At 57.9% G+C, this 12,958-nt stretch carries 11 protein-coding genes; 3 read left to right on the forward strand and 8 right to left on the reverse strand.

Features of this window, described 5'->3' with window-relative positions; translation table 11 throughout:
* Nucleotides 1-126: 126 nt before the first annotated feature.
* The 7 genes from AC3IUE_RS14270 to AC3IUE_RS14300 all read right to left on the reverse strand — a co-directional run bounded on the left by AC3IUE_RS14270 (nt 127) and on the right by AC3IUE_RS14300 (nt 9,036).
* A complete protein-coding gene (locus AC3IUE_RS14270) occupies nt 127-798 on the reverse strand; it encodes a DUF1214 domain-containing protein (protein ID WP_489268238.1) in 672 nt (223 codons plus the stop codon).
* A 62-nt stretch (nt 799-860) separates the two neighbouring features.
* Nucleotides 861-1,391 (reverse strand): DUF2867 domain-containing protein, encoded by a 531-nt coding sequence (locus AC3IUE_RS14275; protein ID WP_489268240.1) that lies wholly within the window; start codon nt 1,389-1,391, stop codon nt 861-863.
* Nucleotides 1,392-1,449: 58 nt separating this feature from the next.
* Nucleotides 1,450-2,502 carry an alpha/beta hydrolase family protein gene (locus AC3IUE_RS14280; protein WP_489268242.1) on the reverse strand — a complete coding sequence of 351 codons (1,053 nt, stop codon included), beginning with the start codon at nt 2,500-2,502 and terminating at the stop codon, nt 1,450-1,452.
* 47 nt (nt 2,503-2,549) lie between these two features.
* Nucleotides 2,550-5,570 (reverse strand): EAL domain-containing protein, encoded by a 3,021-nt coding sequence (locus AC3IUE_RS14285; RefSeq protein WP_489268244.1) that lies wholly within the window; start codon nt 5,568-5,570, stop codon nt 2,550-2,552.
* Nucleotides 5,558-6,577 (reverse strand): substrate-binding domain-containing protein, encoded by a 1,020-nt coding sequence (locus AC3IUE_RS14290; protein WP_489268829.1) that lies wholly within the window; start codon nt 6,575-6,577, stop codon nt 5,558-5,560. The genes AC3IUE_RS14285 and AC3IUE_RS14290 overlap by 13 nt, the downstream gene beginning before the upstream one ends.
* Before the next feature lie 616 nt (nt 6,578-7,193).
* On the reverse strand, nt 7,194-7,997 hold the full coding sequence (locus tag AC3IUE_RS14295) for a putative hydro-lyase (protein ID WP_489268831.1): 804 nt from the start codon (nt 7,995-7,997) through the stop codon (nt 7,194-7,196).
* Between the two features lie 91 nt (nt 7,998-8,088).
* On the reverse strand, nt 8,089-9,036 hold the full coding sequence (locus tag AC3IUE_RS14300; protein ID WP_489268246.1) for a LysR family transcriptional regulator: 948 nt from the start codon (nt 9,034-9,036) through the stop codon (nt 8,089-8,091).
* 266 nt (nt 9,037-9,302) lie between these two features.
* Between AC3IUE_RS14300 and AC3IUE_RS14305 the strand changes: the two genes are divergently transcribed.
* The gene (locus AC3IUE_RS14305) at nt 9,303-10,565 is read left to right on the forward strand and encodes an OprD family porin (protein ID WP_489268833.1); all 1,263 of its coding nucleotides are present in this window, start codon (nt 9,303-9,305) and stop codon (nt 10,563-10,565) included.
* Nucleotides 10,566-10,701: 136 nt separating this feature from the next.
* Nucleotides 10,702-10,917 carry a TOBE domain-containing protein gene (locus tag AC3IUE_RS14310; RefSeq protein ID WP_008145745.1) on the forward strand — a complete coding sequence of 72 codons (216 nt, stop codon included), beginning with the start codon at nt 10,702-10,704 and terminating at the stop codon, nt 10,915-10,917.
* Between the two features lie 35 nt (nt 10,918-10,952).
* Here AC3IUE_RS14310 and AC3IUE_RS14315 read toward each other — a convergent pair whose 3' ends face one another.
* Nucleotides 10,953-11,822, reverse strand: coding sequence for a LysR substrate-binding domain-containing protein (locus AC3IUE_RS14315; protein ID WP_489268248.1), 870 nt, complete (start codon nt 11,820-11,822; stop codon nt 10,953-10,955).
* A 252-nt stretch (nt 11,823-12,074) separates the two neighbouring features.
* Between AC3IUE_RS14315 and AC3IUE_RS14320 the strand changes: the two genes are divergently transcribed.
* Complete coding sequence (locus AC3IUE_RS14320) at nt 12,075-12,917, forward strand: transporter substrate-binding domain-containing protein (RefSeq protein WP_489268250.1); 843 nt, start codon at nt 12,075-12,077, stop codon at nt 12,915-12,917.
* The last annotated feature ends 41 nt before the right edge of the window (nt 12,918-12,958 follow it).

Raw genomic sequence — 12,958 nt, forward strand, 5'->3', positions numbered from 1 at the left:
CGACCGGTTGAATCCACAACCGATTGCTGCCTGTCGCGAAGGGCTGCAATCGACCGAAGCTGTCGGTCAAAAATGCCGAAGACATGAGTGCATTAATGCACTCATGTGGTTCAGACGCATCTCAGATCATTGTTTCATCAAGTCCCCCGGTTTCCATGCCTTGTCGAAGAACGCTTTGGTCGGGCCGTATAACCGCAGAATCACGAAGTAACCTTCGCCCGGCAGGGTTTTGATCCAGTTTTTACCGGCGCCTGGTGAGTTCGGGCCGAAATGCACGTCGATTGAGCCGTCGGTGTTGGTGACGGGTTTGTCTATGGTATTCAGCGACGGGAACGGCTGGCCGTTATCCAGGCCTGATGCCGTGATCGAGTCATACGCCGTCACCGACCAGAACAGTGCCGCCGGAATGCCTTTGGGCAGGTTCAGCGAGTAGCTGTTGCTGCCGGACAGGAATTGGCCTTTGGCATCGACGAAGGTGGCCGGGTACTTGGCGCCGACGTTTTCCATGTTCACCGCCATGCCCGGGCTGGCCGAGTAGGCATTGGTGAAGAAACCGGTGCGCGGGTCGATGTAATTGAAGGTGTCGGCGGTGAACGTCGCATTGCCGGGGAATACGTTCAACCACTTGCGATCCGGATACCAGGTGCCATTGGCGACAATGGTTTGCGGTGTGTAGGAAATGGCATAGCCGATCTTGCTTGCGGTTTTCGCTGCCTTGTCGAGCAGGTCGCGGGTGGCAGGCTCTGGTTTGAACGGTTTGCCTTTGACGATACCCAGTGCGGCGAGCATGTCGCGCATTTCCATGTCTTGAGAAAATAAATCAGTCCCCTTTTTCCTTGGGGCACACAGCGTTCTCAGCCTTAGGGGCAGGTAGCCAGAGGCCAACCGACTTGCGCTGCACGGAGGAGGCTGGCCTTAACAACCAAGCGGTGAAATGGGGCAATGACGAAGATGTAGGCCCGGCCTAGACGGTTGTGGCACTGGACCACGGTTGAAAAAACGAGTTGGTGACTGCCTTCTGGCTCTGCCTCTCCAGAACACAGAACCGATATCCGGAAGTCGAGGTGCTTGTCGTCCTCTCCCAACACGATTTCAGTCTGGTTCGTGCTGTAGACCTTGAAGACTCCAATCCGATTAGCAAGTGATGCCAAGTGTTTGGCTGTCTTGAGACCAAAACAGGCAACGATAGTGTCTCGGACTTTTATGAGCCATCCGATCCAGGATGGCTGGTGGGAAAAGATGAATCGAGCTAGCAAATCTGGATTGCTGGATGTGCCCGCAGGGAGCCGAATCGCAAAAGCGTCCGCCAGGTTCATTGACTTGTAAAGGTGGGTGATGCCGGACCTCGAGGGGACTGGCACGGACGTAATGAGCTCGAATTCTCTGGGCATCGGGGATCTCTCCTGAGGTCTAACTACTAATTAGATGACATGCTCTCGTACCACGATTTTACAAACTGTCTTCTTTGTAGATAGATGACTGAAGAAACTCTGCTATCAGCGATGTAATCTGCTGTTGAATCACCCCACGCGGGCGAGCGCTGTCGCCATCCCTACAAATGATGCCATCGCCTGGTACTTCTTCTTCGAGCATTACCTCCGCGCCAAGTTTGCACACCGACAGAAAAGTGAAATGGCTTGCGTCGCTGATTTCGACGTAACGGCTTGACGCCGCAGGCAGGCGTTTGGCCAGGTTGGCAGACTCCAACTCAGCGGGAAGCTCGCGCGACGGTACGCCGGCAGCGATCACCAGCGTTGGTACCGGCAGCGCGGCCAGGCTTTCATCGGTCATGCCCCGTGAAAGCCCCAGGTCCAATGTAACCACGGCAGTGACGCGTTTATCGCGCCAATCGGCGGCCAACGCGGCCTGTGATTCAGAGGTGCTTGCGGGGTTTATCTTTCCATAGACGGTGCAACTTGCTAACTGCGGGTGTGCTTTGCAGTCATGGGCGAAGCGGTCTGGATCGAAACGAGCACCGGCGATCTCCAGGGCGGTCCAGCCGCCGAGTGAATGGCCCACCACTGCAATTCGGTCATTGGCGACCAAGCCGAATTTTTCAGGTTCAGTCGTAACCCTATCAATGGCTCGGCGCAAATCAACGGGCCGCTGCCATAACTGCGCCGCTGCTTGAGGGCTACGGTCATGAGTGGTGGTGCCAGGGTGATTGATTGCGGCGACGATGTAACCCCTATGAGCCAGAGCACTGGCAAGCCAGATCTGGTTGCTCCAGTTACCCCTGTACCCGTGGGAGAGCACCAACAATGGATGCTTGCCAGCAGCGGGCGGCGCGTCACGAACGGCAGAAGCACCGACGAACACCGCATCATCGCCAATCATTTGCGTGGCTGCGGTAGTTGCACTGGGGTACCAGACGACCATCTCCAGTGCGCGGTCATTGTGCGAGTCCGCCAGTGTGGAAGAGTGAAAGCCGACAGGGTTCTCGTCAGCGAGTGCGATAGTCGTCAGCCAGGTCAACAGCAGGGCGCCAAAAGCTATTTTCAATGTCGTTTCTTCCTTGATCAGATAAGTGCATAGCAACTGCTGAGTTATTAATGCCCGGGCATTGGACTGCTTGGGCGCTTTACATCGCGTTTTCGCCTTACCGGGTCAGGGCTCGCAATGCGGCTCGGTTGAGGTAACCGGGGCGTACGCAGTAACAGACTGATTTCCTCTGCGCTGACCGCTCTGCTGAAGAAGTGGCCCTGAATTTCATCGCAGCCGTTTTCACGCAGGAAGGTTTGCTGCTCTTCGGTTTCGACGCCTTCGGCAATGACCTTGAGGTTCAGTTTGTGCCCCAACGAAATCACCGCGGTGGCGATGGCTTTGTCGTTCTCGTTGTCGGGCAGATCGCGCACGAAAGACTGGTCGATCTTGAGCCTCGCGATCGGGAAGCTTTTCAATGCTGCGAGGCTGGAGTAGCCGGTGCCGAAGTCGTCGATCGAGAGACTGATCCCCATTGATTGCAGTTCCTTCATTTTGCTGATGGCTTGCTGAAGGTCTTGCATGATCAGGCTTTCGGTCAGCTCCAGCTCAAGGTACATCGGGTCCAGTCCGGTTTCTTGCAAGGCATGCATCACCCGGTCGATCAGGTCCCTTTCGATGAACTGGCGTGCTGAAATATTCACCGACATGGTGATCGGCGGCCAGCCCGCATCCTGCCAGTCCTTGTTCTGTCTGCACGCGGCATGAATCACCCAGTCGCCGATGGGCACGATCAACCCGGTCTCTTCGGCCTGCGGAATGAATTTGATTGGAGACACGATGCCGAGCTCGGGGTGCTGCCAGCGGATCAGTGCCTCTACGCCGATAATCTGACCTGACTGCAAATCCACCTGTGGCTGGTACAGCAGCAGGAACTCGTCATGGTTGAGTGCGTTTCGAAGCCCGTCTTGCATGGCGAGCTTGCCCTGGACCTTGTTTTTCATCTCGCTCGTATAGAACTGGTAACTGTTGCGACCCAGCTCCTTGGCCCGGTACATGGCGGCGTCCGCGTTGCTGAGCAACGTGTCGGTATCGTTGCCGTCGGCAGGGTAGGTGGCCAACCCCATGCTGCAGGTGACGTGGAGTGTATGTCCGCTGAGCTGAATCGGCCGCAGGATGGCTTCCTGGATTTTGTGCAGGGCTGGAGTAACGCCGTCGAGGTCTGAGGGCTGGTCGAACAGGATGATCACAAACTCGTCGCCACCCAGTCGCACGACGGTGTCGGTGCGGCGTACACACTCCAGCATGCGCTGGGCGACGGTTTTCAGCAGTTCGTCTCCAGCACTGTGCCCAAGGCTGTCATTCACCAGTTTGAATTTATCCAGATCGAGAAACACCACCGTCACCAGGCGGTCGTAGCGCTGAGCATAAAGTATTGCCTGCTTGAGACGGTCTTCGAGCAGTGTGCGATTCGGGAGCCCGGTCAATGCGTCATGGTCGCCCATATAGCGAATGCGCTTTTCGGTAAGTTGGCGTTCTATCGCAATGCCGGCAAGCGGTGTCGCCATGTCGATCAGTCGCGTTTCGGTCGAGCTAGGGCTGCGTACGGTGTTGGAATACAAGGCAAACGTACCCAATACCTTTCGCTCATGGGACAGAATCGGCGTCGACCAGCAGGCGCGAAATCCATAGGGTGCAGCGACTGAACGGTACGCCTCCCACAGCGGATCCAGCTCGATATCCGTGACGATGACCGGTTCTCGTCGATACACCGCGGTGCCGCATGAACCGACGTTCGGCCCGATCGCAATCCCGTCAATGAGCTGGTTATAGGCTTTCGGCAAACTGGGGGCAGCCCCGTGCAACAGGTGCTTGCCATCCTCATCCAGCACCAGGATGGACACCATCATCCCCTCTAGCTGGGACTCCACCAGGTGAGCCAGGCTGTCGAGGACTTCTGCAAGCTCGGTGCTTCTGGCGATCAGCTCCAGGACATGACCTTGTCCGGCACGGATGACGGCTTCTTGCTCTAATCGGCTGTTTTGCAGGGCGAGTCGCTCTGTGGCGATACTCAATTGGACCGTTCTTTTTTCCAGCTGAAGTCGGTCTTTGAGGAATTGATTCACCGCGCGAGCCATATTGCCGATCTCGTCCTTCCCATGTTCCGCCATCATCAAATGCGTTTTGTCAGTGTGTTCCTGACGCAATTGCCGGCTGATTTCATTCAGGCGCGCGAGCACATGACGGCCCATGAAGACCCGGGTCACGAACCAGGCGAACACCAGGCTGGCGCCCAACATGATAAGCACCCATTGCTGGCTACGATTTGAGGCCTCGACCAGGCGCTGCAGGGCTTCGCGATAGTCTTCGGTGTAAGCACTGGATTGTGCGCGGGCCACCGCGACCAGAACCCCAGCCTCATTCTTCAGTTCCTCATTGAAGCGCTGTATGACGTTGTGCTGATTGATGAGCCTCAGGCGCAGGGAGAAGAGATCGGGCGTCTCCACATCAGCGTCGGGTAACTTGCCTGCGGTGCGTGACAGGCGCTCATAGCGGATCCGCAGCCGTTGCACGGCATCACTGTCAACAGCCTGCGGCAGATCGAAAAGCAACACCGCCAGTTCCAGGCTGGCCCGGGCCTGAGTCGCGGTTAACCGGGCGGTGTGATCCTCCATGGTTTGCTCGAAGGTGACCTCGGTTTGCAGCAGGCTTTCTCGCAGCTGCGCAACGATGTTGGCGGTATTGCGGAACATCTGACTCGACTGATGCATGTCGAGTATCGCCACGCCACTGTTCGCGGCAGTCAGCTGCTGCACCAGTTGATCAAGGGCTTCAAGCTGTTCGACGGTCGCCGCATAGCTTGAGCGCAGGGTGTCGGGGGAGCGGGTTGTCAGAAACTGATCGGTCTGGCGTTCGATCAGCAAGGTACGCTGCAGCATGTCTTGCCCATCTTGCATGCGGACCAGTCGTTCATCCGTCAGCTGGCGGGTGGCATTGTTTGACGTGCGCAAGGCGTAGACCGCCGTTGCACCACTCGCCAGGATCAGCAGCGCCAGCGCCAGAAACGCCAGTGTGAACTGTGCGCGTAGCGATTGCGGCAATAGCTGGCGTCCGAGCCGGGAAGTAACGTCCAATATCAGGGATTCCATTGGTGGCGATAGATGTCTCGATAGCCATTGTCAGGGTCGTACTGGAATTTCTTCCCGCCGTCGAAGGCGATATTGTCGGCATTGACCAGGTGAATCGGTGCGACGAAGCCGCTCACCGGCTGACCTGCAAACAGTCGGTTCAATTCATCCATCACCTGCCAGCCATGCAGGTTGAGCGGCTCGGCCACGGTGACGGTCTGGTAGGTTTTTGCCTGTATGCGCAAGAAAGCCGAAGCGCTGCCATCACCGGCAGACAACAGACTGATGCCGTCGCTGGGTATTGCGGCGTTGGTCAATGAGGCAATCGAGTAGTCGAAATAGATATCGTTGATGGCCAGCGTGTGGGTCCAGCGCTTGCCATAGCGCTGAAGCAGTTCCTTGGTGATCGCCGGCATCTTCTCGCCACTTTCGGAGATCGCGACATCGCGCACTTCCAGCAACGTGCAATCCGGACAGGCCCGAATGACGTTTTCCATGGCCTTGGCTTTCGCCATGGCGATGCTGTACTTGGAGTCGGTCAGGATGACCACGCCGGCGTGTCCGTTTGACTGTGCCACTGCCGCCATGGCCGTGAGGCGAGCCACTTCGAGCGGGTCGGTCGTGACGTTCATGGCCACCGGCGTGCCGTCAATCGGCCCGGGTCGTGCCCCGGCGTGCCAGCCAACCACCGGCACATCCCGTTTGGCGAAGAGGATCAGTGCCGCATTGTTCTCAAGGGCATCGGAGCCGCACAGAATGAGGCCGTCGGGTTTCGCTGCCAGGGCATCGGAAAAGGCCTTTGCGCGCCCGGCCGATGATCCAGCGCCATCGAATATTTTCAGCGTCCAGCCCATCGCCTTGGCTGCCTCGCGAGCGCCCTGCGCGACACCGACAATTCCTCCGTTACGCAAATCTTCTGCGACAAAGGCGATGCTCTTGCCCCGCGGGGCTTGCGGGCCGGATACAGGGCCGCTCCAGCGAACGGCATCGAGGGTGGCCCTGGAAACAATTTCCTGCGCTTGAATCACCGTAACCGTGGCGTTTTCGGCACCCGCTGCGGTTGGCAGGTTCTGGCCGAACCCGGGAGTTGCCGTGAAAAGACAGAAAACCGTAATTGAAGCCATCCAGAGTGGCCCGGGCCTGATCAAACGGGTTCGATCACCGCCTGTGATGCCGGGGCTGGAGCCGATGGCGCGATCATAGTCTGGCATGGCGTCCCTTTTTGCCAAGAGTGCAGCGTTCACTGTCCGAAAGGATAGTCGGTTCTGCTGTCATCCGGTCTTTTGTGGGTAAAGTGCGCGAACTTTAGTCCTGAACATTCAGGAAATGGGACAGGGTCCATGGCACAAAACAAGGGACGAAGGCCAATTGCATCGTTGACCACATTGAGTGGTTTTACAAGGCTTCGACTTTGCATAGGCAGCCAAACCACGATCTGTAGCAGCTGTCGAGCTTGCGAGGCTGCGTTCGGCTCGGGCCGCGATCGGACGCAGCAGTCGTGAAATCAGACAGTGCGGTGTTTCAGTTAAACCTCGCACACAGGTTTTACGACTGCTGCGCAGCCGAACGCAGCCTCGCAAGCTCGACAGCTGCTACGGATGGTGTCGTTCCTTAACTGATTGGCATTACGGCACACCCACGCCGTTACAAAGCACTGTTGTACAAATCCGTCACCAGCATGCAGCCGGGGGCATGGGTGATGCACAGTGGCGGACGTGAAGCCTGCACCACCGATTGAGGCGTCACACCGCAGGCCCAGAACACCGGTATTTCGTCAGCTTCAATGGGGACGGCATCACCGTAGTCCGGGTTGTTGAGTGCGTGGATGCCGATCAGCGACGGATCGCCGATGTGCACGGGAGCGCCGTGGACGTTGGGCATACGTGCGGTGATTTGAATGGCCTGGATGGCGTCGACGGCTTTCATCGGCCGCATGCTCACCACTAGCTTGCCACCGAGGCGAGCGGTGGGGCGCGTGTCGATGTTGGTCTGGTACATGGCGACATTGCGCCCCAGATCGATGTGCTTGAGGGGGATGCCGGCATCCAGCAGCGGTTGTTCGAAGGAGAACGAGCAGCCGATGGCGAAGGCCACCAGGTCATCCTGCCAAAGGTGCTCGATATCCAGCGGTTCATCGCTCAGTTCGCCATGGCGATAAACCCTGTATCGGGGCACGTCGTGGCGAACATCAATGGCTGTCCCGAGATTGCGAAAGTACGGATCGCCCGGCTCGGTAATGTCGAGCAACGGGCAGGCTTGACGATTGAGGGTGCAGTACCTGAGGAACTCGTTGGCCCAATCACTGGGCAGAATCACAATATTGGCTTGCACCCGGCCTTGGCCCAGGCCGCTGGTGTGACCCTGATAGTGCCCGGCAGCGATGCTTTGGCGCAGGGCGAAAGGGGTGCTGCGCTGCAGTTGTTCGAAGGACAGGGCGGGTTGATTCATCATGGCATCTCGGCAGGATCGTTGACCCTTTTTAGAAAACCGCGGTGATGCCGTCCAACAAGGAATGTTGTTGCCCCCAGACAACTAAAAGTTATTCAGGGGGCAATCGACTGTCGAGGCCCGGTGCCGCGACCATGAGTAGCGGACCGACATCCGCCGCGTATTGGCAGACCACCTGGCGGCTCATCTCGATGATGTTCTCGATCAGTTCCAGCCCAGCCCCCGCACGCCACGAGGCCACGACATCCAGTTGCGGCAAGCGGCTGCCGGGATCCAGCTGGATCAACTCGCCGCTGGCCAGGGGTTTGGCCACCAGTGCCGCCGGCAGGGCGCCGATACCGAAGCCGTCACGAATCAACCGGGTCATGGCCGACACCGAGTTGACGCAACTGACGCGCGGTGCGCCGATGCCATGAGCGTGCAACAGGTTGAGCACATCCTGATGCGGTCTTGAGTGTTTGACGAAGGTGATGATGCGCTCACCGGCCATCTCGGTGAGCGAGGCATAAGGCCGGGCGTAGATCGAATTGCTGGCGGCGATCCAGTGCATGGGGTAATGCGCCAGCTCAAGGTTGCGCACGCTTTCGTGGCGGATCAGGTCCGTCTGGAAAACGATGTCCAGATAGCCCTTTTGCAGTTGCTCGCAGAGATTGCGCGCGGCGTCGGCAGTGATTTCGATTTCCACGGCAGGGAAGGTCTGCATCAGGGTCGACATCAACGGGCTGAGCCAGGTGTGAATCACCGTATCCATCACGCCGATGCGCACCAGCCCTTGTTGCGGACTGGTGTTGTCCAACGAGTGTTTCAGCGCGCGCTGAACCTCGAGCATCTGCTCGGCATAGTCGAGCACCTTGAGACCTTCGGGCGTCAGCGACACCCCGCGTGAATCGCGCACGAACAGGCGCAGTCCCAACTCATCTTCCAGCGCGGCGATCCGGCTGGAGATCGCTGCCTGAGTGCTGAACATCTTCTCGGCGGTCAGGCTGAAGCTTTGCAGGCGGGCGACCCAGACGAAGGTTTCGAGGAATTTGAGGTTCATGGCGGTTCCCTTGGCGCTTATGGCTCTTGTAATGAAGGGGCGAGTTGCAATTGTTACTCCAGAGTCCGCCTTCGCGGGCATCAAATTTTCTTATGCATAACCTCGTCTTTTTCCCGTTTGACGCCGTTCTGCTCCGGCACGAAGAATCCGCTCCACGACGCAGGTCGCTGCGTCCGCCCCCCACGACAACGCCTTCACAAAAAAACAATGAGGCGTGTCCGTCATCTTCGCTTGCTGCCGCAGGAACCTCTTCCATGGGAAAAATCATGACTGTCCACGTGCCTTCAAAAGTGGGTCGCACCCGCCCATTCAATGGGTACGCCCCGGTTGGTACATTGCTCGGCCTGGGTCTGCTCTGTGCACCGACCGCTCAGGCGGATTTCGTCGCGGACAGTAAAGGCAGCCTGGAAGCGCGCAACTTCTACTTCAACCGCGATTTTCGCCAGGACGGTTCGCGCGACAAGGCCGAGGAATGGGCGCAGGGTTTTCTGTTGCGGATGGAGTCGGGTTACACCGCGGGCACGTTGGGGTTTGGCCTGGATGTTTTGGGCATGGCCGGTTTCAAGCTGGACTCCGGTGGCGGGACGGCGGGGACTAATCTGTTGCCACCGGATTTGTCCGGCGGCTCACAGGATCGCTATGGCGAGTTAGGCCTGACAGCGAAAATGCGCGTGTCCAACAGCACCCTGAAATTCGGGACGTTGCAGATCAAGGACCCGGTGGTGAGTTCCAACGATACCCGCCTGTTGCCGAGCACGTTCAAGGGCGGCTTGGTGAATGTGCAGGAAATCGATCGTTTGAAGCTCACGGGCGGTCAACTCACACAGATCAATTTTGTCGACTCCACCGACTATCAAGACATGACCGCCAACCGTATTGGCGGGCAGAGCGACAGGTTTCAATTTGCCGGGGCTGACTATCAGTTCCTGCCGAACCTGACCGCGCAATACCGCTACGGCCAGCTGGAAAACATCTACCAGCAAAATTACCTCGGGCTTGTGCACGCGCTGGACCTGGGCTCCGGGCAATCGCTCAAGAGCGACGTACGCTATGCGCGCAGCACCGAAGACGGCAACTTTCGTGATATCGACAACCAGGCCTTCGGTGCGTTGTTCACCTATAGCCTGGGCGGCCATGCGTTGGGTTTCGGCTATCAGCGCATGAGCGGCGACGATCCGTTTCCGTATATCGGGCGCAGCGATCCGTACCTGGTCAACTTCGTGCAGATCGGTGACTTCGCCAACATCGATGAACATTCCTGGCAGGCGCGCTACGACTACAACTTTGCGGCCCTCGGTGTGCCGGGGTTGACCTTCATGACGCGCTACATCTCTGGCGACAATGTGCAACGCACTGCGCCGGGTGAAGGCAAGGAATGGGAGCGCAACACCGATATTGCTTACGTGGTGCAGGACGGTTCGTTGAAAGGGCTCAGCCTCAAATGGCGTAACGCGTCAGTGCGTTCGAACTTCGGTAATGATCTGGATGAGAACCGGCTGATCGTCAGCTATACCGTGGCGTTGTGGTAAATGCTGGGTGGGCTTTATATTCGATACAGGAATAAGCAAATCGATATTTATTCCTTTTAATATTTGTTCGTGAGGTTCATTTTGAAGGCCTGCACATCCGTGCGGATGTATTCGACATCAGACAGGAAGCCTCATCATGACCATCAAAGCGATCAACGTCCGCAACCAGTTCAAGGGTGTCATCAAGGAAATTGTGACAGGCGAAGTGGTCTCCGAAATCGATGTGCAAACCGCCTCCGGCATCGTCACTTCGGTGATCACCACCCGTTCAGTGCGCGATCTTGAATTGAAAGTGGGGAGCGAGGTGATTGCCTTCGTCAAATCCACCGAGGTCTCGATCGCCAAGCTCTGAAATGGCCAGGGCTTGAATCCGCGGAGCCGCTCACGTCAGGAAAAGGACAGCCCCTGGCTCGCACGAATCAAGTCATAGGCCTTGCGGGCAATCAAGTTGGCGGTGTTGGGCCTGATCCACAGGTAGTAGGTCACGTCCGGCAGTCGCGGCAATCCGTCATTTTCACCCAGCACGCGCATGTCTGGGCCGAGCATCTCCATGCTTCTGGGGGTGACACCCAGGCCTGCACGGGTCGCGGCCTTGATGCCAATCAGATTCGACGCCAGGTACGCCTGGCGCCAACTGATGTTGGCGCGCTCCAGCGCCTCCAGGGCATAGCGTCGGTAGATGCTCGGTTCGTCCACGAGGATCAGTGGCAACGGTTCGCTGGGGTTGTGAATGTACTGCGCCGAGCAGATCCACCACACCGGCGAAGTGCGTAAGGCGAAGCCTTCCAGGCTTGGGTCCTGGCGGGTGGAAATCACCATGTCGACCTTGCCCCGGTGCAAGTCGTCCATCAGAAACGGGCTGCGCCCGACATCGATCTCCAGACGCAAGCGCGGTGCCGAGCGGGCGATGTGGCTGAGGATCGGCGGCAGGATGGTGTCGGCAATGTCGTGGGGCGAACCGATGCGCAACACACCGCTCAAGCTGCTTTCACGCAGGGAGTTCAGCGCCTCGTCGTTGAGCGACAGCATCTGCCGGGCATGACGCAGCAACTGCAAGCCGGGTTCGGTGAGTTGCTTTTGCCGCCCGCGCTTTTCGAACAGGCTCACTCCCACTTGCTGTTCCAGACGTTGCATGTGTTGGGTGACCGACGATTGCGTGCGGGCCAATTGCGCGCCGGCCTCGGCAAAACTGTGGTGATCAACCACGGCAATGAAGGTGCGCAGTAATTCGAGATCGAGAGTGGGTGAGGTCGGCATGGGCATTTCCGGGGCTGTTTTTACATCAAGGCTGAAAACATAAACATTACGTTTATTTATGTATTTTTGCTTATTTTTTATTTGTTTGATCTTTATCGCCTGTAAATACGGAGCTTGTTGAAATGCGCTCCCGGTGCGAACACGGGAAGTTATAACGATATTAGATATTTGAATTTCCGTTACTTCAACGCTGTACCTAGGATGCCTCCACATCAGGTCGGGGTACGCCGATCAATCATCAGGGGAAGATCCATGTCGAAAAAGTGCTCAGCCGTTAAACAATTGTTGCCTGTGATGCTGGGCGCCTTGATCTCGCTGGTTGCCAGCACCGGTGCCCGGGCTGATGCAACCTTGGACAAGATCGAGCAACGGCATGTGCTGGTGGTCGGCGTATTGCTGTCCGGCGGCCCGTTTGGCGGGATTGATCCAACGACCCAAAACCCGCGCGGTTTGAATGTCGATCTCGCTCAGGAGCTGGGACGGCAACTGGGTGCCGAAGTGCAGCTGGTGCCGGTATTGCCCGCCAACCGCGTGCAGTTTTTGCAGCAGGGCAAAGTCGATTTGCTGATAGCCAACATGGAATGGACGGCCGAGCGCGGCGAGATCCTCGGGTTTGTGCCGACACCGTTCTACCGCGTAGGCGGAACCGCAGCGGTGCTCAAGGACAGCAAGATCACCCGTTGGGAAGACCTGAAAAACCAGCCGGTCTGCACCTCCCAGGGCAGCAGTTACATCAAGCCGCTGACCGAGTTGGGCGCTGAGATCAAAGCCTTCAAGAGCTCTTCGGAATCCTTGCTGGCCTTGCGCGGCAACAACTGCGTCGCGGCGGTGCATGACGCCACGCTGATCAACCCGTTGATCGCCGACAACGGCGAATGGCAGGGCTATCGCGCGCTCAGCCCGGAACTCAACCCGGCGCCGTCGGTGATCTGGACCCGCCCCGGAGAAAGCGATACCCAGGCCAAGCTCGATCCGATCATCAAGGAGCTGCACCGCAGCGGCTGGTTGATTGAGGCCCAGACCCGCAACCACATCACCCCCGCGTCGCCCGCTCTGGTGGAACTGCAGAAACAGTTCCAGGCCAACGGCGCCTGATCCCGGTTCTCCACCTCATCGTTTTCAACAGACCGTCCTTT

Source organism: Pseudomonas sp. GL_093 (assembly GCF_057837605.1).